The sequence below is a fragment of the Enterobacter sp. RCC_40 genome, from assembly GCF_041360735.1.
GTDB classification, from domain to species: Bacteria; Pseudomonadota; Gammaproteobacteria; order Enterobacterales; family Enterobacteriaceae; genus Enterobacter; species Enterobacter ludwigii.
Genome location: NZ_JBFUPR010000001.1, coordinates 618,168 through 643,702 on the forward strand (window position 1 = coordinate 618,168; position 25,535 = coordinate 643,702).

Annotated in this window: 24 protein-coding genes; 13 read left to right on the forward strand and 11 right to left on the reverse strand. The window is 55.0% G+C overall.

Annotated features, from left to right (window positions below; genetic code table 11):
- Nucleotides 1-42 precede the first annotated feature (42 nt).
- The 4 genes from tsaB (at nt 43) to rnd (ending at nt 4,444) form a co-directional block, all read left to right on the forward strand.
- The gene (tsaB, locus tag AB6731_RS02900; RefSeq protein ID WP_014170589.1) at nt 43-738 is read left to right on the forward strand and encodes a tRNA (adenosine(37)-N6)-threonylcarbamoyltransferase complex dimerization subunit type 1 TsaB; all 696 of its coding nucleotides are present in this window, start codon (nt 43-45) and stop codon (nt 736-738) included.
- 37 nt (nt 739-775) lie between these two features.
- Nucleotides 776-1,357, forward strand: coding sequence for a Slp family lipoprotein (locus AB6731_RS02905; protein ID WP_014170588.1), 582 nt, complete (start codon nt 776-778; stop codon nt 1,355-1,357).
- Between the two features lie 202 nt (nt 1,358-1,559).
- A complete protein-coding gene (gene fadD / locus AB6731_RS02910) occupies nt 1,560-3,245 on the forward strand; it encodes a long-chain-fatty-acid--CoA ligase FadD (protein ID WP_284942621.1) in 1,686 nt (561 codons plus the stop codon).
- Between the two features lie 83 nt (nt 3,246-3,328).
- Nucleotides 3,329-4,444 (forward strand): ribonuclease D, encoded by a 1,116-nt coding sequence (rnd, locus tag AB6731_RS02915; RefSeq protein WP_131701782.1) that lies wholly within the window; start codon nt 3,329-3,331, stop codon nt 4,442-4,444.
- 78 nt (nt 4,445-4,522) lie between these two features.
- On the opposite strand, the gene minE is transcribed toward rnd, so the two are convergent.
- Genes minE through minC form a run of 3 tightly spaced genes read right to left on the reverse strand, consistent with a single transcriptional unit; the run spans nt 4,523 to nt 6,339 of the window.
- Entirely contained in the window at nt 4,523-4,792 is a 270-nt protein-coding gene (minE, locus tag AB6731_RS02920; protein ID WP_008500504.1) for a cell division topological specificity factor MinE, read from the reverse strand.
- Between the two features lie 3 nt (nt 4,793-4,795).
- Nucleotides 4,796-5,608 carry a septum site-determining protein MinD gene (gene minD / locus AB6731_RS02925; RefSeq protein ID WP_014170584.1) on the reverse strand — a complete coding sequence of 271 codons (813 nt, stop codon included), beginning with the start codon at nt 5,606-5,608 and terminating at the stop codon, nt 4,796-4,798.
- Nucleotides 5,609-5,631: 23 nt separating this feature from the next.
- Nucleotides 5,632-6,339, reverse strand: coding sequence for a septum site-determining protein MinC (gene minC / locus AB6731_RS02930; RefSeq protein ID WP_020883433.1), 708 nt, complete (start codon nt 6,337-6,339; stop codon nt 5,632-5,634).
- 124 nt (nt 6,340-6,463) lie between these two features.
- Between minC and AB6731_RS02935 the strand changes: the two genes are divergently transcribed.
- From AB6731_RS02935 to AB6731_RS02945, 3 genes are all read left to right on the forward strand, one after another.
- A complete protein-coding gene (locus AB6731_RS02935) occupies nt 6,464-6,739 on the forward strand; it encodes a YcgL domain-containing protein (RefSeq protein WP_041162729.1) in 276 nt (91 codons plus the stop codon).
- A gap of 47 nt (nt 6,740-6,786) precedes the next feature.
- On the forward strand, nt 6,787-7,446 hold the full coding sequence (locus AB6731_RS02940; RefSeq protein WP_020883435.1) for a fumarylacetoacetate hydrolase family protein: 660 nt from the start codon (nt 6,787-6,789) through the stop codon (nt 7,444-7,446).
- A gap of 93 nt (nt 7,447-7,539) precedes the next feature.
- Complete coding sequence (locus tag AB6731_RS02945; protein WP_020883436.1) at nt 7,540-7,983, forward strand: YcgN family cysteine cluster protein; 444 nt, start codon at nt 7,540-7,542, stop codon at nt 7,981-7,983.
- Between the two features lie 27 nt (nt 7,984-8,010).
- Here AB6731_RS02945 and dsbB read toward each other — a convergent pair whose 3' ends face one another.
- Nucleotides 8,011-8,541 (reverse strand): disulfide bond formation protein DsbB, encoded by a 531-nt coding sequence (dsbB, locus tag AB6731_RS02950; protein WP_020883437.1) that lies wholly within the window; start codon nt 8,539-8,541, stop codon nt 8,011-8,013.
- 143 nt (nt 8,542-8,684) lie between these two features.
- A complete protein-coding gene (gene nhaB / locus AB6731_RS02955) occupies nt 8,685-10,223 on the reverse strand; it encodes a Na(+)/H(+) antiporter NhaB (RefSeq protein ID WP_025203874.1) in 1,539 nt (512 codons plus the stop codon).
- A 201-nt stretch (nt 10,224-10,424) separates the two neighbouring features.
- On the opposite strand from nhaB, the gene fadR reads away from it, so the two are divergent.
- A complete protein-coding gene (gene fadR / locus AB6731_RS02960) occupies nt 10,425-11,144 on the forward strand; it encodes a fatty acid metabolism transcriptional regulator FadR (protein ID WP_025203875.1) in 720 nt (239 codons plus the stop codon).
- Nucleotides 11,145-11,211: 67 nt separating this feature from the next.
- On the opposite strand, the gene AB6731_RS02965 is transcribed toward fadR, so the two are convergent.
- Entirely contained in the window at nt 11,212-12,744 is a 1,533-nt protein-coding gene (locus AB6731_RS02965) for a SpoVR family protein (protein WP_020883440.1), read from the reverse strand.
- Nucleotides 12,745-13,065: 321 nt separating this feature from the next.
- Here AB6731_RS02965 and AB6731_RS02970 point away from each other — a divergent pair, with 321 nt between their 5' ends.
- Both AB6731_RS02970 and dadX read left to right on the forward strand, forming a co-directional pair.
- Entirely contained in the window at nt 13,066-14,364 is a 1,299-nt protein-coding gene (locus tag AB6731_RS02970) for a D-amino acid dehydrogenase (RefSeq protein WP_371005866.1), read from the forward strand.
- Between the two features lie 9 nt (nt 14,365-14,373).
- Complete coding sequence (gene dadX, locus AB6731_RS02975) at nt 14,374-15,444, forward strand: catabolic alanine racemase DadX (protein WP_025203876.1); 1,071 nt, start codon at nt 14,374-14,376, stop codon at nt 15,442-15,444.
- 60 nt (nt 15,445-15,504) lie between these two features.
- Here dadX and AB6731_RS02980 read toward each other — a convergent pair whose 3' ends face one another.
- Complete coding sequence (locus tag AB6731_RS02980; protein ID WP_014170573.1) at nt 15,505-17,238, reverse strand: potassium/proton antiporter; 1,734 nt, start codon at nt 17,236-17,238, stop codon at nt 15,505-15,507.
- A 96-nt stretch (nt 17,239-17,334) separates the two neighbouring features.
- Nucleotides 17,335-18,249: a muramoyltetrapeptide carboxypeptidase gene (gene ldcA, locus AB6731_RS02985; protein WP_014170572.1), complete on the reverse strand. Its 915-nt coding sequence runs from the start codon at nt 18,247-18,249 to the stop codon at nt 17,335-17,337.
- A 107-nt stretch (nt 18,250-18,356) separates the two neighbouring features.
- Here ldcA and emtA point away from each other — a divergent pair, with 107 nt between their 5' ends.
- The gene (emtA, locus tag AB6731_RS02990) at nt 18,357-18,968 is read left to right on the forward strand and encodes a membrane-bound lytic murein transglycosylase EmtA (protein WP_014170571.1); all 612 of its coding nucleotides are present in this window, start codon (nt 18,357-18,359) and stop codon (nt 18,966-18,968) included.
- Between the two features lie 37 nt (nt 18,969-19,005).
- Here emtA and AB6731_RS02995 read toward each other — a convergent pair whose 3' ends face one another.
- On the reverse strand, nt 19,006-19,737 hold the full coding sequence (locus AB6731_RS02995) for a flagellar brake protein (protein ID WP_020883443.1): 732 nt from the start codon (nt 19,735-19,737) through the stop codon (nt 19,006-19,008).
- 207 nt (nt 19,738-19,944) lie between these two features.
- On the opposite strand from AB6731_RS02995, the gene AB6731_RS03000 reads away from it, so the two are divergent.
- Together AB6731_RS03000 and AB6731_RS03005 are read left to right on the forward strand one after the other, a co-directional pair.
- Entirely contained in the window at nt 19,945-20,199 is a 255-nt protein-coding gene (locus AB6731_RS03000; RefSeq protein ID WP_010432765.1) for a GlsB/YeaQ/YmgE family stress response membrane protein, read from the forward strand.
- 111 nt (nt 20,200-20,310) lie between these two features.
- Nucleotides 20,311-22,413 (forward strand): TonB-dependent siderophore receptor, encoded by a 2,103-nt coding sequence (locus tag AB6731_RS03005; RefSeq protein ID WP_371005867.1) that lies wholly within the window; start codon nt 20,311-20,313, stop codon nt 22,411-22,413.
- 72 nt (nt 22,414-22,485) lie between these two features.
- Here the strand turns inward: AB6731_RS03005 and AB6731_RS03010 are convergent, their stop codons facing one another.
- Nucleotides 22,486-24,171: an alpha,alpha-trehalase gene (locus tag AB6731_RS03010; RefSeq protein WP_371005868.1), complete on the reverse strand. Its 1,686-nt coding sequence runs from the start codon at nt 24,169-24,171 to the stop codon at nt 22,486-22,488.
- 362 nt (nt 24,172-24,533) lie between these two features.
- Nucleotides 24,534-25,490 carry an AraC family transcriptional regulator gene (locus AB6731_RS03015; protein WP_063156550.1) on the reverse strand — a complete coding sequence of 319 codons (957 nt, stop codon included), beginning with the start codon at nt 25,488-25,490 and terminating at the stop codon, nt 24,534-24,536.
- Between the last annotated feature and the right edge of the window lie 45 nt (nt 25,491-25,535).

The following is a 25,535-nucleotide window of genomic DNA, read 5'->3' on the forward strand; positions in this document are numbered from 1 at the left end:
CGCGCCATTTTGTGACTGACCATTGCGAGAGCGCGACGACTGATGCGAATTCTGGCTATTGATACCGCGACAGAGGCCTGTTCTGTTGCTCTGTTGAACGACGGTGCTATCTCTGCTCATTTCGAAGAGTGCCCACGAGAACACACCCAACGCATTCTGCCTCTGGTTAAAGAGATTTTAACCCGTGGCAACACCACCTTAACCGACCTCGACGCACTGGCCTTTGGCCGTGGCCCCGGCAGCTTTACGGGCGTACGCATTGGAATTGGCATTGCGCAGGGGCTGGCGCTGGGCGCAGAACTGCCGATGATCGGTGTTTCCACGCTGGCAACCATGGCGCAGGGCGCATGGCGCATGACCGGGGCAACGCGCGTTCTGGCGGCTATTGACGCCCGAATGGGGGAAGTTTACTGGGCAGAATACACCCGCGATGAAAACGGCATCTGGCACGGTGAAGAGACCGAGGCAGTCCTCAAGCCGGAAGCGGTGACTGAGCGGCTGAAACAGCTGTCCGGCGAGTGGGCGACAGTAGGCACCGGCTGGCCGGCATGGCCAGAGATGGCTAACGGCACCGGGATCACGCTGACAGACGGCAACATGCTTCTGCCCGCCGCAGAGGATATGCTTCCCATCGCCTGTCAACTGCTTGAGGCGGGCAAAACCGTGGCTGTTGAACATGCGGAGCCGGTTTATTTGCGAAACACCGTCGCGTGGAAGAAACTTCCGGGCCGGGAATGAATCTCAGTAACAGGAACTGAGAAAAAGGAGTCGCATCATGGCGGTTCAGACTAACGTTGTACGCCTTTTTATGGCAGGCGCAGTGGCCATAGCACTGAGCGGATGCGTTTCCGTTCCTGATGCGATTAAGGGCAGCAGCCCCACGCCACAGCAGGATCTGGTTCGCGTGATGAATGCGCCTGAGCTTTACGTCGGCCAGGAAGCGCGCTTTGGCGGCAAGGTTATCGAGGTGCAAAACCAGCAGGGGAAAACCCGTCTGGAGATTGCCACCGTTCCGCTGGATAGCGGTGCGCGGCCCATCCTTGGCGAACCTTCCCGCGGGCGTATTTATGCCGACGTTGGCGGTTTTCTCGACCCGGTCGATTTTCGCGGACAGCTGGTCACCGTCGTCGGCCCGATTACCGGTTCGGTAGAGGGCAAAGTCGGCAACACGCCGTATAAATTTATGACCATGCAGGTCAACGGGTATAAGCGCTGGCGGCTGACACAGCAGGTCATCATGCCACCTCAGCCGATGGATCCGTGGATGTGGGGTCCACATCCTTATCGTTATGGCTACCCGGGCTGGGGCTGGTATAACCCGGGGCCTGCACAGGTTCAGACAATCGTTACTGAGTAACTCCCTGTAATTGTTAGAAAAGAGACAGCGGCTCAGCCGCTGTCTCTGTTTTTTACGAATAAAACGAAAAAAAAGAGTGACGCGCTTCGCAACCTTAAATCTGAACAATTAATAAACTGGTACGCTGAGTTAATATAATGTTAACAAACTGTTTATTATCGGGGTTGTGATGACGACGAACACTCATTTCAGAGGTGATGCATTGAAGAAGGTTTGGCTTAACCGTTATCCCGCAGATGTTCCTGCCGAGATCAATCCTGACCGTTATCAATCCCTGGTTGAATTGTTTGAACACTCGGTAAGGCGTTACGCAGACCAGCCTGCTTTTGTGAATATGGGCGAGGTCATGACGTTCCGTAAACTTGAGGAGCGTAGTCGGGCGTTCGCCGCCTATCTGCAGGAAGGGCTGGGGCTGCAAAAAGGGGACCGCGTCGCGCTGATGATGCCGAACCTGCTGCAATACCCGGTGGCGCTGTTCGGTGTCCTGCGTGCCGGGATGATTGTTGTCAACGTTAACCCGCTGTATACGCCGCGGGAGCTGGAGCATCAGCTAAACGACAGCGGTGCCGCCGCCATTGTGATTGTCTCTAACTTTGCCCACACGCTGGAAAAAGTGGTCGACAAAACCCAGGTCAAACACGTCATCCTGACGCGTATGGGGGATCAACTCTCAACCGCCAAAGGGACACTGGTTAACTTTGTCGTCAAATACATCAAACGTCTGGTGCCGAAATACCACCTGCCGGACGCGATCTCCTTCCGCAGTGCGCTGCAGGCGGGCTACCGCATGCAATACGTTAAACCGGAAGTGGTATCAGAAGACCTCGCGTTTCTGCAGTACACCGGCGGCACAACGGGTGTGGCTAAAGGCGCCATGCTGACCCACCGTAACATGCTGGCAAACCTTGAGCAGGTGAATGCCACCTACGGACCGTTGCTGCACCACGGAAAAGAGTTGGTGATCACCGCGCTTCCGCTTTATCACATCTTCGCGCTGACCATGAACTGTCTGCTGTTTATTGAGCTGGGCGGTCAAAACGTATTGATCACGAACCCGCGCGATATTCCGGGGCTGGTGAAAGAGCTGGCGAAATATCCGTTCACCGCCATGACCGGGGTGAATACGCTGTTTAACGCGCTGCTCAACAACAAAGAGTTCCAGAAGCTCGATTTCTCCACGCTGCACCTCTCTGCGGGTGGCGGTATGCCGGTTCAACAGGCCGTTGCCGAACGCTGGATGAAACTGACGGGTCAGTATTTGCTGGAAGGCTATGGCCTGACGGAATGCGCCCCGCTGGTCAGTGTGAACCCGCACGATATCGACTATCACAGCGGAAGCATTGGCCTGCCGGTTCCGTCGACCGAAGCCAAACTGGTTGATGATGACGATAACGAAGTGGCACCAGGTGAACCGGGCGAACTCTGTGTCAAAGGGCCGCAGGTGATGCTGGGCTACTGGCAACGTCCCGATGCGACCGATGAAATTATCAAAGACGGCTGGCTGCACACCGGTGATATTGCCGTGATGGATGAAGAGGGCTTCCTGCGTATTGTCGATCGTAAGAAAGACATGATCCTGGTTTCCGGTTTCAACGTCTACCCGAATGAAATCGAAGATGTGGTGATGCAGCACAGCGGCGTGCTCGAAGTGGCTGCCATAGGCGTCCCTTCCGGGAGCAGCGGCGAGGCGGTGAAGATTTTTGTGGTCAAAAAAGACCCTTCTCTTACGGAGGAGGCGCTGATCACCTTCTGTCGTCGTCAGATGACCGGCTACAAGGTGCCGAAGCTGGTTGAGTTTCGCGAGGAACTGCCGAAATCGAATGTCGGAAAGATATTACGACGAGAATTACGTGACGAAGCCCGTGGCAAAGTAGACAATAAGGCCTGAGCTTCACGCTAATCGCCCAGACGCCGGTTAAGCCGGCGTTTTTTATGGGCGCAAACAAAAGAGAATCCGTTTTGAATTACCAGATGATCACGACCAACGACGAGCTGGCTTCGCTGTGCGAAGTGACGCGCGACTTTCCTGCCATTGCCCTGGATACCGAGTTTGTCCGCACCCGGACCTACTATCCGCAGCTGGGGTTGATTCAGATGTACGACGGTAAACACGTGTCGCTGATCGACCCGCTCGGCATTACCGACTGGACGCCGATGCGTGACCTGCTGCTCGATACTGCGGTAACGAAATACCTGCACGCAGGCAGTGAAGATCTGGAAGTCTTTCTGAATACTTTTGGCGTCATGCCACAACCGTTGATTGATACACAGATCCTCGCGGCCTTCAGTAATCGACCGCTCTCATGGGGCTTTGCCGCCATGGTTGAGGAGTATACGGGCCTGACGCTGGATAAAAGCGAATCCCGCACCGACTGGCTGGCACGCCCATTAACCGAGCGTCAACTGGAATACGCGGCGGCAGACGTGTTTTACCTCCTGCCGATTGCCGGCCAACTGATGAAAGAGGCGGAAGCGTCAGGCTGGTTGCCCGCCGCGCTGGATGAGTGCCGAATGACGCAGCAGCGTCGTCAGGAAGTGGTTGATCCGAAAGAGGCCTGGCGCGATATCAGTAACGCCTGGCAGCTGCGTACGCGTCAGCTGGCGTGTCTGCAGCTGTTAGCGGACTGGCGTTTGCGTAAAGCACGCGAGCGCGATCTGGCCGTTAACTTTGTGGTACGCGAAGAACACCTCTGGGCGGTCGCGCGGTATATGCCGGGCAGCATGGGCGAACTGGACAGCATCGGGCTTTCCGGCAGCGAGATCCGTTTCCACGGTAAAACCCTGCTTGCGCTGGTGGCAAAAGCGCAGGAAATGCCGGACGAAGCACTGCCGGAGCCACTGCTGAATCTCATGGATATGCCGGGCTATCGCAAGGCGTTCAAGGATATCAAAGCGCTGGTGCAGGACGTCGCGACGCAAAGCAAACTGAGCGCGGAACTGCTGGCGTCACGCCGTCAGATTAACCAGCTGCTGAACTGGCACTGGAAGCTGAAACCTCAGAATGGTTTGCCGGAAATGATGGCGGGCTGGCGCGGGGAATTGATGGCCGATCGCCTGAATACTGTGCTGGAAGGTTATCCGCGATAATGAAAATGCCGGGTCATGCTGACATGCCCGGCACATTTCCCCGGCGGCATACGCTTACCGGGGATACACAATCCCGAACTACGGACGTGACTCTTCGGCTTCCGGGAGCGTAACGTTCAGCTCCAGAATCGAAATATCCCCGTCTTTTTGCTCCAGCTGCACCGTGACCATCTCCGGGTCAATCTGCACATACTTACAGATCACTTCCAGGATGTCCTTACGCAGCTGCGGCAGGTAGTGTGGCTCGGCGTCACTACGACGACGCTCTGCAACGATGATTTGCAGTCGTTCTTTTGCGATGTTGGCGGTGTTCTTTTTCCGCGAGAGAAAAAAGTCCAGTAATGCCATAACTTATCCTCCGAACAGGCGTTTGAGGAAACCTTTCTTCTCTTCTTCAATGAAGCGGAAAGGACGTTCTTCTCCCAGCAGACGGTCAACGGTATCCGCGTACGCTTTACCTGCATCTGCCATTGTATCCAGGATCACTGGCTCGCCCTGGTTAGAGGCGCGCAATACGGATTGATCTTCCGGGATCACGCCGACCAGTTTGATGCGCAGGATCTCCAGCACGTCTTCCATGCTAAGCATGTCACCTTTGTTCACGCGACCCGGGTTATAGCGGGTCAGCAGCAGGTGCTCTTTAATGGGTTCTTCGCCATTTTCCGCACGACGCGATTTGGAGGCGAGGATCCCCAGAATACGGTCCGAGTCACGCACGGATGAGACTTCAGGGTTGGTGGTGATGATGGCTTCATCAGCGAAGTAGAGTGCCATCAGGGCGCCCGTTTCGATGCCGGCAGGGGAGTCACAGACAACGAAGTCAAACTCCATTTTTTTCAGCTCGTCGAGCACCTTTTCCACGCCTTCACGGGTCAGGGCGTCTTTATCACGCGTCTGAGAAGCCGGAAGGATGTAGAGGTTTTCGGTGCGCTTGTCTTTAATCAGCGCCTGGTTCAGTGTGGCGTCGCCCTGAATGACGTTCACGAAGTCATAGACCACGCGACGTTCACATCCCATGATCAGGTCGAGGTTACGCAGACCGATATCGAAATCGATAACGACGGTTTTCTTTCCCTTCTGGGCCAAACCAGTAGCGATGGCCGCGCTGGAGGTGGTCTTGCCAACGCCTCCTTTACCCGAAGTAACAACAATAATGCGTGCCATAGAAATTCCTTGTTAAAAAGGGATCAATTCAACGGTTGAACGGTCAACGCGTCGTCTGCCAGTCGCAGACGAGCCGCTTTGCCATAAAATTCGGCTGGGATCTTGTCGCTCAGCCAATATTCACCTGCGATGGACACCAGTTCCGCCGTCAGATGAGTACAAAATATTTGTGCATCCCTGTCACCACTTGCACCCGCGAGCGCACGCCCACGCATCATACCGTATACGTGAATATTGCCATCTGCAATCAGCTCTGCGCCAGCGCTGACGTGGCTTGTAACAATCAGATCACAGTTTGGTGCATAAATGCGCTGACCGGAACGAACCGGCACATCAATCAATCGCGTTTTTGTGACAGGTGTAACGTTTTGCACCGGAGGAGGGGGCGTTTGGACTGCCGCAGGGGCAGGACGCGCGGCTTTTTCTTTGCCTTCGGTCAGAATGGGCAGACCCGCACGGTCAATTTCTGCTTTTAGCTCAGCATCTTTGCAGCCGCTGATACCGACGATACGCAGCCCGGTCGCGGCCACGGCTTGCTGGAGAAGTTTCCAGTTAACCGGTGCATCCAGACCACTGACATTCACGACGACGGGGGCATGTTTCAGAAAAGCGGGAGCCTGCGCAATTTTGTCTTCTAACGCCTGACGAATAACCTCGGGTTTTGCATCATGCAAATGTACCACTGATAAGGTGAAGCTACTGCCTTTAAGCTCGATTGGCGTGTTTGACATCCTGGCCTTACTCAATTTGCTATTAACCGCAACACCGCCGTTGCGATATTCCGAAGAGTATCAGGCATGTTATAGTCAGGAGTATATTGAGGCAAGCAACCACCCATTAATTCAGAGTAAAAACATGTTTTGTGTGATCTACAGAAGTACAAGTCGTGACCAGACCTATCTTTATGTCGAAAAGAAAGACGATTTTTCGCGCGTACCTGAAGAATTAATGAAGAACTTTGGCCGACCTCAGCTGGCGATGCTGCTGCCGCTGGATGGCCGTAAGAAACTGGTCAACGCCGAACTGGAAAAAGTGAAAACCGCATTAGCGGAGCAAGGCTATTATTTACAACTCCCGCCACCACCCGAGAATTTATTAAAACAGCATCTTGAGGTGAACGGGAAAAAATAGTCCCGGCTGTTTTCGGGGTTAACACATCAACCGTTTAGGGGTCGTACATGTATCAACATCATAACTGGCAAGGTGCATTACTGGATTATCCCGTCAGCAAAGTGGTCTGCGTAGGCAGTAACTATGCCAAACATATTCAGGAGATGGGCAGCGCGACGCCAGACGAGCCGGTCCTGTTCATCAAGCCAGAAACCGCGCTGTGCGACATTCGCCAGCCGCTGGCGCTGCCGCAGGGGTTGGGGTCGGTGCATCATGAAGTGGAGCTGGCCGTGCTGATTGGCGCGACGCTGCGTCAGGCCTCCGAAGAGCATGTGCAAAAGGCGATTGCCGGATACGGTGTCGCGCTCGACCTGACCCTGCGTGATGTTCAGGGCAAAATGAAGAAAGCGGGGCAGCCGTGGGAAAAGGCCAAAGGGTTTGATAACGCTTGCCCGATCTCCGGTTTTATCCCGGTAAGTGAATTTACCGACGATCCGCAGAACACCCCGCTCAGCCTGAAGGTTAACGGCGAGATCCGCCAGCAGGGCACCACGGCAGATATGATCCATAAAATTGTGCCGCTGATTGCCTACATGAGCCGCTTCTTTACCCTGAAACCGGGCGATGTGATCCTCACCGGTACGCCAGAAGGTGTCGGCCCGCTGCAGGCCGGTGACGAACTGGACGTCAGTTTTAACGGTCTGTCACTGAAAACTCGCGTGCTGTAAAAGCATCTTGCCGCCTGAAGAGGGCGGCAAAACTTGCAACAACGTGCCAGACTCGTTATAAGGTGCGCTCTCTTTTGACGTGTGGACATCCTGATGAACAACATTCCTTTCTGGCAAAGCAAAACTCTCGACCAAATGACAGACGTGGAGTGGGAATCGTTGTGTGACGGTTGCGGGCAGTGCTGCCTGCATAAACTGATGGATGAAGATTCGGACGAAATCTATTTCACCAATGTTGCCTGCAAGCAGCTGAACATCAAAACCTGCCAGTGTCGCAACTATGAGCGTCGCTTCGAGTACGAGCCGGATTGCATCAAGCTAACCCGTGAGAACCTGCCTACCTTCGAATGGCTGCCGCATACCTGCGCCTATCGTCTGCTGGCGGAAGGCAAAGACCTGCCAAAATGGCACCCGCTGCTGACGGGCTCCAAAGCGGCGATGCACGGTGAACGCATCTCTGTGCGTCATATTGCGGTGAAAGAGTCAGAGGTACAGGACTGGGAAGATCACATCATGAATCATCCCAACCGTGGATAAGAAAAAACCCGCCGAGGCGGGTTTTTTTTACCTGCCAAACAGGTCGCGTTTCTTGGGTTTGAACGGTTGTGCGATGAGCACCAGCAGCGCCACAATGAAGTAGGCCACAAAAATCCCCACCAGCCACTGCGGCATCTCAAGGCTCAGGAATTCCCACTGGCGCACAGAGCAGTCACCGGAAGCAACAAACACCTGCGGCAGCCATTTATCAAGCGGCAGCCAGCTCGGGAAGCGGGCGGCGAAATCACAGGTCATAAAAGGTGACGGGTGCAGTTGCATCATGGTGTGCTGCCAGGAGAGCTCAATACCTTTCCAGGCGCTGTACAGCCAGATGGCAATTGCGGCATAGCGTAACGGCGATTTAGGGGCAATCGCACCCACCAGACCCGCACCCATAATGCCGAACAATGCACAGCGTTCGTAAATACAGAGTACGCAAGGCTGAAGTCCCATCACATGCTGGAACCACAGCGCGACCATTTCCAGCGCAAAGGCGGTCAGGGCCATTAACAACCACGCTCCGCGACCGCGAGAGCACTGGTTTAAAAATCTCAACATAATCATTTCCCTGGAACATGCTTAGAAAGCGCAGTGTAAACGAATTCGTTTTTCGCGCCACCTGTACCTGACGAAATAAAACGTAATTGGATGTTTATCGTGCGAAAAGGTAAACGGGCAGCAAGCTGCCCGATATATCAGGTTTACTGCGCGGCAAGTATACCCGCTTGTATCAACCATTGCGTACAGGGAATAAGGGTAATTTTGACGCAAAGCAATCCTACAAGCGTGAGCACCAGCGTATAGGGAAGCGCCATCCAGACCATTCGCCCATAAGAAAGACGTATGAGTGGAGCCAGCGCAGAGGTCAGCAGGAACAGGAACGCCGCCTGACCGTTGGGCGTCGCCACCGACGGCAGGTTGGTCCCGGTGTTAATTGCCACCGCCAGCAGTTCGAACTGTCCGGCGCTGATGACGCCTTGCTCCATGGCCGTTTTGGCCTCGTTGATGTAGACCGTGCCAACAAACACGTTATCCGAGATAGACGACAGCAGCCCGTTAAACAGATAAAACAGCGAAAGCTGAGCATCCGGTGCCGCCTGCAAGACAAAGGTAATGATCGGCGCGAAAAGCTTCTGGTCGATGATCACCGCGACGATCGCAAAAAAGACGGCCAGCAGGGCGGTAAAGGGCAGGGCTTCCGTAAAGGCTTTGCCGATCGCATGCTCATCCGTCACGCCGGTAAAACTGGTGGCGAGAATAATCACCGACAGGCCAATTAAACCGACTTCGGCAAGATGAAACGCCAGCGCGGCGATAAGCCAGACGCCAATGACGCCCTGTGCAATAAGACGTAGCGTCTCCTGACGCGTCCGCTGGCTACGGCTTTGCTGGTCGAATTTCTGCAGCTCCTGACGCACGGGCGCCGGAATATGCGCACCATAGCCAAAGAGGCTGAATTTCTCCACGACTACACAGGTCGCCAGACCGCACACCAGAACCGGTATGCTCACCGGTGCCATTCGCAGGAAGAAATCACCGAAATGCCAGCCCGCAGCTTTAGCAATAATCAGGTTTTGCGGTTCACCCACCATCGTCATCACGCCGCCCAGGGCGGTCCCGACGCCGGCATGCATCATCAGGCTGCGCAGGAAGGCGCGGAACTGTTCCAGCACCTCGCGGTGGTCATTATCGACCTGGCTGTCATCAAGCAGGTCATCGCCGGGACGTGAAGAGGCCACCCGGTGATAAATACCATAAAACCCGACCGCGACGCTTATCACCACGGCGACCACCGTCAGCGCATCCAGGAAGGCTGAAAGAAATGCCGCAGCCACGCAGAAAGCCAGCGACAGGAGCGTTTTTGAAGGAATGCTCAGCAGCAGGCGGGTAAAAATAAACAGCAGCAGCTGTTTCATAAAGTAGATACCGGCCACCATAAACATCAGCAGCAGAAGCACTTCAAGGTTTGAGGCCAGTTCTGCTTTTACATGCTCGGCGCTGGTCATCCCAATGACAACCGCTTCAATGGCCAGCAAACCGCCAGGCAGCAGGGGATAGCACTTCAGCGCCATGGCCAGGGTGAAGATAAACTCCGCGACCAGCAGCCACCCGGCAATAAACGGGTGCACAATAAAGATGAGAGGATTAACAACCAGGAACACCAGAAGTATCAGCTTGTACCAGTCGGGAGACTGGCCTAAAAAATTGCGCCACAACGCGCGCCCAAAAGAAATTTCCACGACAGACGTTCTTCCCCGTGAAGTAAAACAAAACATCAGTATACGCAAAAATCACGGTCTGGAGGGGGATTCGGCTGCAATGTAAATTTCATAAAAATGAAACGGCGATCCCTCTTTTCTCTCACTGCTGCGCTATCTGCCTCTGCGAGCCTCTGGTATGATGAGTGCAATTTGCTAAAGCTGTGTAATGGAAATCTCACTATGGTCATTAAGGCGCAGAGCCCGGCGGGTTTCGCGGAAGAGTACATCATTGAAAGCATCTGGAATAATCGTTTCCCTGCAGGGTCCATTCTTCCGGCTGAACGCGAACTCTCTGAACTGATTGGCGTCACTCGCACCACGCTTCGGGAAGTGCTCCAGCGACTGGCGCGTGATGGGTGGTTGACGATTCAGCATGGCAAGCCAACAAAAGTAAACAATTTCTGGGAAACCTCCGGGCTGAATATTCTTGAAACGCTGGCGCGCCTCGATCATGAAAGCGTGCCGCAGCTGATTGATAATCTGCTCTCCGTGCGTACCAATATCGCCACCATCTTTATTCGTACGGCTTTCCGTCAGCACCCGGAAGATGCGCTCCAGGTTCTGGCCAGTGCCAACCAGGTGGAAGATCATGCGGATGCGTTTGCTACCCTCGATTACAACATCTTCCGCGGCCTGGCGTTTGCCTCCGGTAACCCGATTTACGGCCTCATCCTTAACGGCATGAAAGGGCTCTATACCCGTATCGGTCGTCACTACTTTGCCAATCCGGAAGCCCGCAGTCTGGCGCTGGGCTTTTACCACAAGCTGAGCGAGCTCTGTTCCACCGGTCAGCACGATCAGGTGTATGAAACCGTGCGCCGCTACGGCCGCGACTCAGGTGAAATCTGGCACCGGATGCAAAAAACACTGCCGGGTGACCTGGCCATCCAGACCCGCTAAAAGAAAAAACCTCTCAGCTGAGAGGTTTTTTTTCGCCCTGACGCGGGCGTTTCGGTTCAGGCCGGCACTACAGCGTATTCATCCGCGTCGGGCAGCGCTCCAGCAGCTCCACGCTACCGTCTTCATTCTGCTGCTCCAGCAGCACGTCAAAGCCCCACAGACGATGCACATGCTTCAACACCTCTTTACGCCCTTTATCCAGCGGGGCACGGTTGTGCGGGATGTAGCGCAGCGTCAGAGAGCGGTCACCGCGCAGATCTACATTCCATACCTGAATATTGGGTTCAAGATTGCTCAGGTTGTACTGGGAAGAGAGGCGAGAGCGGATCTCCCGGTATCCCTCTTCGTTATGAATCGCTGAAATTTCCAGGAAGTTGTTACGGTCATCATCCAGCACGGTGAAGAAGCGGAAATCGCGCATGATCTTCGGCGACATAAACTGGCTAATAAAGCTCTCATCCTTGAAATCGCGCATCGCAAAATGAAGCGTTTCCAGCCAGTCCGAACCGGCAATATCCGGGAACCAGTATTTGTCCTCTTCCGTTGGCGACTGGCAGATACGTTTGATGTCCTGGAACATCGCAAAGCCGAGGGCATACGGGTTGATGCCGCTGTACCACGGGCTGTTGTAAGGCGGCTGGAACACCACGTTGGTATGGCTGTGGAGGAATTCCATCATAAACCGTTCGGTGACTTTCCCCTCGTCATACAGATGGTTGAGGATGGTGTAATGCCAGAATGTCGCCCAGCCTTCGTTCATCACCTGCGTCTGTTTTTGCGGATAGAAGTACTGGCTGACCTTACGCACAATGCGCAGGATCTCACGCTGCCATGACTCCAGCAGCGGCGCGTTCTTCTCCATAAAGTAGAGCAGGTTTTCCTGTGGTTCAGACGGGTAGCGGCGCGCCTCAGCGACAGCTTTCTCTTCTTCACGCTTAGGCAAGGTGCGCCACAGCATATTCACCTGGCTTTGCAGATACTCTTCGCGGCTTTTCTGCCGGGCTTTCTCCTCCTGCAGGGAAATTTTCTGCGGCCGTTTGTAGCGGTCTACGCCGTAGTTCATCAGCGCATGGCAGGAGTCGAGCAGTTTCTCTACTTCATCGACGCCGTAGCGCTCTTCGCAGTCGGTAATGTATTTACGGGCGAAGATCAGGTAATCGACGATCGAGCTGGCGTCCGTCCAGCTGCGGAAAAGATAGTTATTCTTGAAGAAAGAGTTGTGCCCGTAGCAGGCATGCGCCATCACCAGCGCCTGCATGGTAATGGTGTTCTCTTCCATCAGGTAAGCGATACACGGGTTGGAGTTGATGACGATTTCATACGCCAGCCCCTGCTGGCCGTGTTTATACAGCCGTTCCGTTTCGATAAATTTTTTACCAAACGACCAGTGCGGATAATTGATCGGCATCCCGACGCTGGAATAGGCATCCATCATCTGTTCGGAGGTTATGACTTCAATCTGGTGAGGATAAGTATCCAGGCGATAGAGTTTTGCTACCCGGTCGATTTCAGCGAGGTAGACATCCAGCAACTCAAAGGTCCAGTCGGGTCCATCGCTGAGACGTGTGTTGTCCTTGTTCAGGGAATCAATAGTAGCCATTAGCGCGCCCTCGTTGTGGGTGCTCTCTCTGTCTGGAGAGCCTCCTTTCAAGCATAGATCAACGTGTTAAAAAGCGTGCTGGAGCAGAAATTTTTTCTTTACGATTTCCCGTTTTCAATACGGTAAAAAAAGCGGTTCACGCAGAGTTTTATGCTGGTTAAAAATAACGCGCAGCAGGAGATCCCAAATAAGTCCTTTCCCCGCCAGTAGGGGAAGATGTGAGATAAGTCACCATAAAAAAGTCGTATGTTGAATAATATTTTCAACTAGGTTATCAATCTGTAATTAGAAGATTGTTCTTTTGCACATTATGGAGTGGCTATGCGTGTTGTCATACTGGGAAGTGGTGTGGTTGGCGTAACCAGCGCCTGGTATTTAAGTCAGGCGGGGCATGACGTAACCGTTATCGATCGTGAGCCAGGCCCTGCGCTGGAAACCAGTGCGGCGAATGCCGGGCAAATCTCTCCGGGCTATGCGGCACCGTGGGCGGCTCCCGGCGTGCCACTGAAGGCGATTAAATGGATGTTCCAGCGCCATGCACCGCTGGCCATTAGCCTCGACGGCACGCAGTTCCAGCTTAAGTGGATGTGGCAGATGCTGCGCAACTGCGACACCCGCCATTACATGGAAAACAAAGGGCGTATGGTGCGTCTGGCGGAATACAGCCGTGACTGCCTGAAAACCTTGCGCGCCACCACCGGCATTGAGTACGAAGGCCGTCAGGGCGGTACGTTGCAGCTGTTCCGCACGGCGCAACAGTACGAAAACGCCACCCGCGATATCGCCGTGCTGGAAGATGCCGGTGTTCCGTACCAACTCCTCGAGGCCAGTCAGTTGGGACAGGTTGAACCGGCGCTGGCGGAGGTGTCCCACAAACTGACGGGCGGCCTGCGTTTACCCAACGATGAAACCGGCGACTGTCAGCTCTTTACCCAGCGTCTGGCGCAGATGTGCGAGCAGGCAGGGGTAACATTCCGCTTTAACACGTCCGTCGATAAATTGCTGTCGGAAGGCGGTAATATTTACGGCGTGAAATGCGGCGAAGAGGTGATTAAAGCGGATGCCTACGTCATGGCCTTTGGCTCTTACTCCACCGCCATGCTGAAGGGCATTCTGGACATTCCGGTCTATCCGCTGAAGGGGTACTCCCTGACCATCCCGGTGAAAGAGGACAGCGGTGCACCCGTCTCCACCATTCTGGATGAAACCTATAAAATCGCCATTACCCGTTTCGACAACCGTATCCGCGTAGGCGGCATGGCGGAGATTGTCGGCTTCAACACCGAGCTGCTGCAGCCGCGTCGTGAAACGCTGGAGATGGTCGTGGGCGATCTCTTCCCACGCGGCGGTTTTGTCGAGCAGGCCACGTTCTGGACCGGTCTGCGTCCAATGACGCCAGACGGCACGCCGATTGTGGGCCGCACCCCGTTCAAAAACCTGTGGACGAATACCGGACACGGCACCCTCGGCTGGACAATGGCCTGTGGCTCAGGTCAGCTGTTGAGCGACTTGATTTCCGGGCGCACCCCGGCAATTCCGTTTGACGATTTAAGTGCCGCGCGCTATCAATCTGGGTTCACCCCCTCGCGTCCACAGCACCTGCACGGCGCGCATAACTAAGGAGTTGTCATGTCCCGTCCTGTTCTGGCTCAGCTGGACTTGCAGGCCCTGAAGGATAACCTGCAGATTGTTCGCCGTGCTGCGCCAGGTTCACGCGTCTGGTCGGTGGTGAAAGCGAACGCCTACGGCCACGGTATTGACCGCATCTGGAGCGCGCTCAGCGCGACCGACGGTTTTGCGTTACTGAATCTGGAAGAGGCCATTCTGCTGCGCGAGCGTGGCTGGAAAGGCCCTATCTTATTGCTGGAAGGGTTCTTCCATGCCGACGATCTGCCGTTGTTGGATAAGTACCGGCTGACCACCAGCATTCACAGCAACTGGCAGGTTAAAGCCTTGCAGGACGCCAGACTGCATGCCCCGCTCGACATTTATCTCAAGGTGAACAGCGGCATGAACCGCCTGGGCTTCCAGCCCGAGCGGGTACATACGGTATGGCAACAGCTGCGCGGCATCAAGAATGTGGGCGAAATGACGCTGATGGCGCACTTTGCCGACGCGGAAAAACCCGATGGCATCGCCGAGGCGATGGTGCGGATTGAGCAGGCGGCTGAAGGTCTGGCGTGTTCGCGCTCGCTCTCTAACTCGGCGGCCACGCTGTGGCACCCGGAGGCGCACTACAGCTGGGTACGCCCGGGGATCATTCTGTACGGTGCGTCACCGTCAGGGCAGTGGCAGGATATTGCCAACAGCGGCCTGAAACCGGTGATGACTCTGCGCAGCGAAATCATCGGCGTACAAACGCTGAAGGCCGGTTCCACGGTGGGCTACGGCAGCCGTTACCGGGCGACAGGCGAACAGCGAATTGGCATTGTGGCGGGAGGCTATGCCGACGGCTACCCGCGCATCGCTCCGACCGGCACGCCGGTGTGGGTGGATGGCGTTCGCACGGGTACCGTGGGGACGGTCTCAATGGATATGCTGGCGGTAGACCTCACGCCGTGCCCGCAGGCGGGGATTGGTTCACCGGTTGAGCTGTGGGGAAATGAAATTAAAATTGACGATGTGGCCGCTGCTGCAGGGACCGTTGGCTATGAGCTGATGTGCGCTCTGGCGCCGCGCGTACCGGTTGTGACGGTGTAACTATGCGATGTGCCGGGGGGCGATAACGCCTTCCCCGGCCAGTAAGACATGTCACCTAAACTACTCTGACTCTTCTTCCATCGGCCTTACGCCGACTTTGCGTACCGCGTTATCTTCTTTCTCGGCCACCGTCCAGATCATCCCGGCAAACTCGACCTGGTCACCGACTACGGGTGCTGCGCCAAGCAGTTGCTGGATGATTTCCCCCAGCGTTTGCTGCTTATCGCGATACTCCAGCCCTTCATCCAGACCGTAAATCAAGGCAACATCTGCAAATTTGGCGCTCGCTTCCAGAATAAAATCGCCGAAGAAACGCTGATCCAGCGCCACCGGTGGCGACTGGCTGAACAATTTACCCAGCGCGGGCAGGTCGCGCTCGCGGCCAATCACGCACAAAATATCCCCTTCACGCAGACGGGTGCTGCCGGTAGGGTGAAGCAGAACATTGTCGCGGAACAACGCGGCAATCCGCGTTTCGGCGGGCATATGCAGATCGCGCAGCGACGCGCCCACGCACCATTTGTCTTCGCTAAGCTGATACACAAACTGTTCCCACGGATTTTCCGGATGAATATCCAACCCGACGCGGGAGACGGGCCAGCCAACGGGGGGGATCACCACTTTTGCCTTTTTCGCCGCCCAGCCGAGTGACGTGCCCTGGAACAGGAGTGAAATCAAAACAACGAAGAATGCGACGTTGAAGAACAGTCGGGCGTTATCGAGACCCGCCATCATCGGGAACACGGCAAGGATAATCGGCACCGCGCCGCGCAGACCCACCCAACTGATAAAGATACGCTCGCGCAGGTTAAAGCCGCGAAACGGCAGCAGGCCTGCAAACACCGACAGTGGACGGGCGAAGAAGATCATCCACGCCGACAGCATCAGCGCCGGTACGGCGATAGGCAGCAGGTCTGAAGGGGTAACCAGCAGGCCAAGCACCAGGAACATGCCAATCTGCGCCAGCCAGGCCAGTCCGTCGAAGTTCTGCAAAATGGCGTGACGGTTGCGAATAGGGCGGTTACCCATCAGGAAGCCGCAGAGGTAGACGGCAAGAATGCCGCTGCCATCCAGCGCGGTGGTGACGGCAAAAATCAGAATGCCCCCGCTCAGCGCCAGCAGAGGGTAAAGCCCGGCGGGAAGTGAAATCCGGTTGATCATCTGCTGCAGCAGATAGCCGCCGCCGAGGCCAAGAATAATCCCCAGACCAAACTGCTGCAGGATATGCCAGGCAAACATCCAGCTCAGCCCGCTTTCGTGCTGCTGGATCATCTCAATCAGCGTGATGGTGAGAAACACCGCCATAGGATCGTTACTGCCGGATTCAATCTCAAGCGTGGAGCCAACACGTTCGTTAAGCCCTTTACCGCCAAGCAGGGAAAAGACCGCCGCCGCATCGGTTGAACCGACAATAGCGCCAATCAGCAAGCCTTCCATGATATTGAGATGGAACAGCCAGGCGGCCATCATCCCGGTCAGGCCGGATGTGATTAATACGCCTACGGTCGCGAGCGACAGCGCCGGCCCTAAGGCGACGCGGAACGAGCTCGCCTGAGTGCGCATCCCGCCGTCCAGCAGGATCACTGCCAGCGCGAGGTTACTCACCATGTAGGCGAAAGGGTAGTTATCGAAAGGAATACCGCCGATGCCATCGATGCCAGCCAGCATGCCGATAGCAAGGAAAATAACGAGAATAGGTATGCCGAGACGCGATGAAAATGAACTTAATAATATACTACAGGTTACAAGCACAGAACCCAGAATGAAAAGGCTGATTATCGCTGCGGCATCCAATGTTGTCTTACTCCCACCTCAATGTTAACGCTGTTACTAAAACCCTAACATATTAACCACGGCAACAGCGTTTTATTAAGGGGTTTAACGGCTTTTTTATGCCTTTATGACCGGATGACCGCTTATTGTTAACCGACTGCCTGAATCATCATGTATCAGGGACGCATGTGCCCCCAGCGCAAGGGTTACGGTTTGTTGCTCATGGCCAAAATCCAGACCGGTGATAACCGGGATATCGAGACGGGAACGGATGAAATCAACCATCGTTTCAAGGGAGTAACCGGCGTCGTAATCATTGGGTGCCGCACCGCTAAAACTGCCCAGCACAATTGCTGACTGACGTTCAAGGATCCCGGCATGATAAAGCTGCAATAACATGCGCTCGACGCGGAACGGATGTTCGTTAATATCTTCCAGCACCAGAATACCGTCTTCGATGTCCGGCAGCCACGGCGTACCGATGAGCGAGACCAGCATTGCCAGGTTACCACCCCAGAGTTGGCCTTCACAGGCCCAGTGCGGCCCCTGGCCTTGCCACGTTATGCTGTAGGTTGGGTTTCGCAAGGCGCGCCAGAAATGCTCAAGGGTAAATGCATCGAGCGCCGGCGCACCAAAATTTCCGGCCAGCATCGGGCCGCTGAAGGTTATGACGTTATGCAGCGCCAGCAGCCCAAGCTGGATCACCGTGAAGTCGCTGTGGCCGCATATCAGCAGCGGATCCTGCTGTTGACGCTGTGCCAGACCTTGCCAGTCAATACTCTCCAGTAACCGGCTCGCGCCATAGCCCCCCCGCACCGCAAGCACGATCCGATCCTCACCCTTCAGGTTCACCAGGCTGTTGATATCATTCAGTCTCTGGGCCTCGGTTCCGGCAAAACGCTGCTGGCGGCGAGGGATAATCGTCTGATTTTCTACCTGGTGGCCGAAGCCCAGTAAGCGCTGAACGCCCCGTTGTGCCGCGTCCTGATTGATGCAGTAGCCCGACGGTGCGATAAGATGAAACTGAGACATGGCAATTCCTTGCTGAATGAGAAACTAATTGTCTATATCATGCCGCTTATACGCTGCCCGCTTCAAGGGGCGGCGCACTGCGATGACCGGCTATAAGGATAGATGACGTGAAATTGAGATGGTTTGCTTTTTTGATTGTGTTGCTTGCGGGCTGTAGTTCCAGACATGACTATCAAAATCCGCCCTGGAACCCGGAAGTGCCGGTGAAACGGGCCATGCAGTGGATGCCGATCAGCGAGCAAGCCGGGAAGGCATGGGGCGTCAGTCCGCGTCTTATCACCGCGATCATTGCCGTTGAATCCGGCGGTAATCCCACGCTTGTCAGCAAATCAAACGCAGTGGGGCTGATGCAGCTCAAAGCGTCTACCGCAGGTAAAGAGGTCTACCGCTACATGGGCTGGAGCGGTCAGCCGTCGACCAGTGAGCTGAAGAACCCGGAGCGTAATATCTCCATGGGGACAGCCTATCTCAGCATTCTGGAGCATGGCGTACTGAAGGGCATCGACGACCCGGAAGTGATGCAATACGCGCTGGTGGTCTCTTACGTCAACGGGGCCGGGGCGCTGTTGCGAACCTTCTCCTCTGACCGTAAAGAGGCGATAGAAGAGATTAACGGCATGGACAAAGATGAATTCGTTGAACATGTGGCTAAAAATCATCCGGCACCACAGGCTCCGCGTTACATCTGGAAAGTACAGAAAGCGATGGATGCCATGTAATGCCGCAGGCGGGCGGCGGTCACGCTGCCCGTTTTCCTCACAGAACTTTATTCGCACGTTCCCGTGCTTCGCGCTCCAGTGCAAAGATAATGCGCTGCAGTTCGCGCTCTGAACCGGGTCCGACGTTCAGGAAGCGGAAACTCAAACGTGGCGTGGTAATCGTTTCGTTTTTGCTGTCCACCACCTTACGCTCGCTGATGGCAATCAACTGGGCATCAAAATAAAACCGTCCCCAGCCGGCCATATCCAGTTCAATTTGCGAGAATCGCATGCCTTCGACCAGTCCGTCAGGTTTCGGCGTATCCATCAGCGCGCCCATACCGCCCAGCGACAGGTCGAAGAGGCGGAAGCGGAGCTCTTTTTTGTCCGGCATTTTAGCTTTACAAAAATAGGCAGGGTGAAGGGGGGCGCTGATGCGGAAATATTCCCGGCGCTGTACAAACCACAGATTGGCAGGCAGCGGTGTGACAAACGCGGGAAGACCCTGGTATTCGCTCATCTCAAGGCGCGGGAGCACAAATTCCACTTTTGCACCGTGGGTCTCTGCCATCACCGCGAGTTTCTCTGCTTTCAGTGCGGCGCGGTTTTCATACTCCTGACTGCCCAGATCGATAACCAGTCGCTCCTGCGAGACGTCGAGGATCTTGCTGATGAACTGATTGTTTGACCAGCTGATGCGCAGCGGCACTTCACCTTTTTGCAGGTCACGCAATACCCCTAATACAGCCAGCGGATTTTGCTTGAGGAACTGCTCACTGTAATTACTCACGCCGGATGGCTCCTTGATAGATGACAGACTGTCTTTGCGTTATCGGCACTGCACAATGAAACTTAATACAAACCGATGAGTTTTTTTTCAGATTGCAGAGAAGATAAGTCGGTGAGATGAAATTAGTTTTCCAGGGATGACCTATACTTAAGTTACCTGCGCAGAAGGTTTTCTGCGCATGCATTAAACCTGCAAGAGGGCATCGCTATGGGTATTATCGCCTGGATTATCTTTGGTCTAATTGCTGGCGCTATCGCTAAACTTATCATGCCGGGAAATGATGGCGGCGGCTTCATACTGACGTGTGTGCTCGGTGTCGTGGGGGCGGTTGTAGGCGGCTGGCTGGCGACGATGTTTGGCTTTGGTGGCAGCATCAGCGGTTTTGACCTGCACAGTTTCCTGGTGGCTGTCGTGGGTGCCATTGTGGTGCTGGGCATTTTCAGGTTACTGCGACGGGCATAACTTCACTAAAACGGCTCTCAAGGAGGGCCGTTTTTTTACGTGCATATTGATTTGCTAATCGAAATGATAATAATTGTCGTTCCTGATTACATTTAATCACAAGACGACTTTATGAACCCCTCTCGTTTCACGTTATGCGCGTTGGCAGGAGCCGTGACGCTGGCATTGCAGGTACAGGCGTTTGCCGAAGAATCAACCATCGTAGTCACGGGCTCAGAGCAGGGCAGCGTACTGCCCGACTGGACGAACAGCGCAACCAAATCAGCCGTTGCCGAGAGTAAAACCCCGCAGGTGATCAATACCCTGTCGGCACAGGAAATCGATAAGCGTCACGCGAACTCCGTGAATGAGATCCTGCGCTATGCACCGGGTGTGTCGACCGAGGTGCGCGGAAACACCTCCTACATGAGCGAATATAAAATTCGCGGATTTACCGTCGATCAGGAGTTCTACAACGGGCTGCAGTTACCCTATAACGTCACCGGCAATACCAAAGCCCGTATCGATCCGCTGTTGGTTGAAAGCGTTGATATTCTCAAAGGTCCCTCATCGGTACTGTACGGCGGTGCCTCGCCGGGTGGGCTGGTGAATATTCAGAGTAAAAAACCGCAACAAGCCGCCCGGACCGAACTGGGTTTTAACACCGGCAACCGTAACCTGAAAGAGGGGTATCTGGATTCGACCGGGCAAATTGCCGATAGCGACTGGAACTACCGTCTGCTGGGGAAAGCGACGGAGAGTGACGATCAGCCGCACACCTCCCGGTATGAAAACTACCTGGTTGCGCCGTCTGTCACCTGGCAACCGGACAACAAAACGCGTCTCACCCTTGATGCGCTGGCGCAAAACTCCCCAAGCCTGACGCCGTCTAACCCGCTACCGCTCGCCTGGCTGCGTTCGAAATATGCGGGCAAGCGGGATTATGCCGGCGACGAATGGAGCGGGTTTAAACAGCGCCAGTGGATGCTGGGTTACAGCTTTGAACATGAGTTTGACAGCGGCTGGGGCTTTAACCAGAAGGCACGCTATTTTGACATCGATACCCACCAGCGCAGTATTTATGCAACCGGGCCGGGCAGTGAAGTCAATCAGCTTAACCGCTTTGCCTACACCACGGATGAAGATCTCCGGAGCGTCAACATTGATAATCAGGTGACCAAAACCGTTGCGCTGGGTGAGTGGAAACACCATCTGCTGGCCGGGTTTGATTACCAGAAGCTGAATTCCCACTTCCACTACCGCTATGCCTCGACAACACCGGGGATTGATATGCGCAATCCGGACTATTCACAGGTCCATGAGGATGCGCTGGGGCTGTATACCGCGCAGAAAAACCGTCTGAGCTATCAGCAGAATGGGTATTACCTGCAGGATCAGGTGGAGTTTGGCGGCTTAAATCTGTTGGGCAGCCTGCGCTATGATGATTATCGCTCCGTCACCACCGATTATCTGCATAACGGCGACAAGGCGTGGGTATCGCAGGATCGCGTTACCAAACGACTGGGCGCGCTCTACGCCTTCGACAACGGTCTCTCTCCGTTTATCAGCTATTCAGAAGGGTTTGCCCCGGTCTCGCCGCAGGGAACCCTGACGGCGAAAGAGGTCAAGCCGACCACCAGCAAGCAGGTGGAGGGCGGGGTGAAATATCTGCTGGCAGAGTACGCCACCACCTTTACCGCCTCGGTATTTAGTATTCGCCAGAAGAATGTCGTCACCTCCGATCCCGGCTTCCTGAACTATCGTCAGACCGGCGAAGTGGAGTCTAAAGGGGCGGAGTTGTCTGTGATTAGCCGTCCGACAGACAATCTGAACCTGATTGCTAACTACGCATACACTCACGCCATCAATACGCAGGACGATAAGTATCAGGGCAAACGCCCTACGCAGGTGCCGGAAAATGCATTCAACCTGTGGGGGGATTACACCTTTGAGAATACGCCACTGAAAGGATTGATGCTGGGGGCCGGGGCGCGCTACACCGGGCCGATGGAGATTTCACCGGCGAACGACGCGGGTAAACTCGGTGGCACCACGCAGTACGATCTGGCGGCATCCTATCGGATGGGCGAAATTCTGCCTTCGCTTGAAGGGCTGACCCTGAAAGCGAGCGCGCAGAACATCTCCAATAAAGAGACGTTGACCTGTTACGATGCGACCAACTGCTGGATTGGACGTGACCGAACCTATCAGTTAGGCGCGAGCTACAGCTTCTGACGCCCTGTTAAACCCCGTAAGACGGCCCATTCACCCTCTCCAGGTGGGAGAGGGTGAGGGAATGAGGCCGCTTTATTGCGCCGTACTTTTCGCCGGTGCGACAGCATCGTTTGCCGCCGGCTGATTCTCCGGCACGCTGTCGCACGGTTTCTCTTTCGGACAGACCAGATCCAGCATTTTCAGCGTCACGCCGTTGCTCCAGCCGAAGCCATCCTGCAGCGGATATTCACCGCCACCGCCCCCTGTACCGGTACTCGAAACGTCATACTTCTCTACCAGCTTCTGTTCGCGGTCATAGGTATGCTGAACATTTTTCAGGAAGCGCCAGGTCACATCCATTGCCACCTTATCCTGTCCGTAATTCTGCAACCCTTCCGTCGCCACCCATTGCAGCGGTGCCCAGCCGTTAGGTGCATCCCACTGCTGGCCGCTGTTGATGGTGGTGGTGGAAATGCCGCCCGGTTTGAGCAGGCGTGACGATGCCGCTGCAGCGACCTTATCAGCGCGATCCTGCGAAGCCGCCTTCACATAGAGCGGATAAAGTGCGGCTGCCGTAAGCTGATTACGCACCTTTTTACTCTTAAGATCGTAATCCGCGTACCAGCCCTCTTTATCATTCCACAGATGGCTCTCGATCGCTTTCTGACGCTCGGTCGCCAGCGCGTCATACTTGCTGGCAGCGGAGGTATCGCCGGATGCCTGGCTTGCCCTGGCCAGCAATTTTTCCATCTTAAACATCAGGGCGTTAAGATCGACAGGCACAATGCTGGTGGTGCGGATCGTGCCCAGTTTTTGCGGATCGTCCATCCAGCGGGAGCTAAAGTCCCACCCCGAGGCGGCCGCTGAGCGTAAATCGCGGTAGATCTCCGTGGCCGGTCGGTTAGGATTGCTTTTAGCGGTGGTAATATCATCGAGCCAGGATTCAGGACGCGGCGTATCGCGGTCATCCCAGTAGCGGTTGAGCACTGAGCCATCGTCCAGCTTCACCACACGTTTGTTAGCTTGTCCGGCCTGCAGCGTGTCGGCCCCCTCCATCCAGTAGGCGTACTCTTTCTCCATTTGCGGACGGTATTTTTTCAGCGCATCGCTGTCATGGGTCGCCAGCAACTCGACCATCAGCGCGAAGAACGGAGGCTGGGAGCGGCTCAGGTAGTAGCTGCGGTTGCCGTTCGGGATATGTCCCCAGCTGTCCAGCTCGTAAGCGAAGTTGTCCACCATATCGCTGATTTTGTCCCAGTGGCCACTCTCAGCCAGCCCTAACATGGTGAAATAACTGTCCCAGTAGTAGACCTCGCGAAAACGTCCGCCAGGCACGACATAGGGTTTAGGCAGCGGCAGAAGGGAATCCCACTTATTACTCGCTTTATCGGTGGTGCGGGTCAGTACGGGCCAGAGGTCATCAATGTGTGCACGCAAACTTTGCCCGACAGGCGGAACGTATTTTTCACCCTCCGCTGGCAGCGTAAAGTTCATTTCCACAAAGTGCTTCAGATCGAAGCCAGACTGGGTGCGCTGCATACGATAATCCGCCAGAATCATCAGCGGATCGCTTTTCGGCACGGCGTCAGCAAAGGTCTTTTGATCGGGAAACAGTTTGGCACTTTGCACATCATTAAAGAGAGGACCAAGTAAAATATCGGGGGAGCTTGTCTGGGTGGTGAGGTGTTCTTCCGCATAACCCCATGTTGTCACACCGAGTAACGCGCCGCCCAAAGCCAGGTGCAAAAGAGCAGGGCGTAGTGTACGAGGTCTTATCATCGGTTCATCTCCTGTATTCGCTGAGCAGCGTTGCCGCTGTTATCAATCACCTGAAAACCTTAGACGAATATTGGCCGCTTCGCGTGTCGAATATCCCATTTTGCGCATAACCAGACAATTTACCGTCTGGTTATGCGCCGGAAGGAATTGGGGGAATTTGCTATCTAGTTGAAAGGTAATTATTTTTTATGATAAATAATTATATTGCTTTTAATTTAATCAATGGGCGCAAATCATGGCGCGATAATAATATGCGCGGAATGCTCTTTTATTCCGGAATAGCGCCAGGTGCTCCCTTAGCACGCCCCATAATTAAATCGCGAAAGGCGACTGGCAAAAAATACGTATCGCTAACGCCTGGCTCAGACCTCTTCCGGGGTCTGGCTGGTCTCGCGCAACGTGCCCGGTGCATGCCCAATAATGCGCTTAAATGCCCGACTGAACGCGGCCAGTGAACCGTACCCCAGACGCAACGCGACGGTTTCAATGGGCTGATTTTCGTGGCGGATGTACTGAATGGCCAGCCGCATCCTCAGTTCGCTGAGATATTTTGCCGGTGTGGTTCCCGTGGCCGCCAGAAAACGTTCAGCAAACACGGAGCGGGAAGTGCCCGCTTCTTTCGCCAGATCCGCCACGCTCCAGTTCAGGCCTGGCTGCTGATGCATGGCGTAAATGGCCCGGCTCAAACGCGGGTCGCGCAATACCTGCACCCAGCCGGTAGCTTTGCCGCAGCCTCCTTCAACCCAGCCACGCACGATCAACGCGGCCACCACGTCGGCAAGTCGCGCGAGGATCCCGGCGAATCCGGCCTGGCGGGTCATTGATTCCCGCTCCATCGCTGCCAGCAGCGGATGAATTTCCGGCCATGTGGACATCAGCCGGCTCACCATCATCACTTCCGGCATCGCCTTGATCAGCGGTTGCATCCCGCCCAGTTCAAAATCCATGCATCCACTGAAGATGATGGTGTTCTCGCTTTCCGGACACGGCTCACAGGTGATCGCGCAGACCGAACCGCAGATAGGCTCGCTGGGGAATGCACTGACCGGGGTAATGCTGGCGTGCTCGTCAGAGAGCAGGGCATGGGCGTTGCCGTTCGGGATAAAAAGGGCGTCGCCGCCATTCAGCGTGAAGGTGGCACCACTCTCCATACGCAACAGGGCGCTGCCGTGGCTGACAAAATGGAACTGGGCTTTGCCGGGCGCCTGGTGAAACGCCACGCCAAACGGCGCGCTGGCCTCAATTCGACGGTATTTCACGCCCGACAGGCGCATGCCGCGCAAAAGTTCGCTGATCAAATCGGGTGACTGAGCGGTCATGACGCAACTCCGGACGAATAATCAATAAGTGGAGATTATATGTCA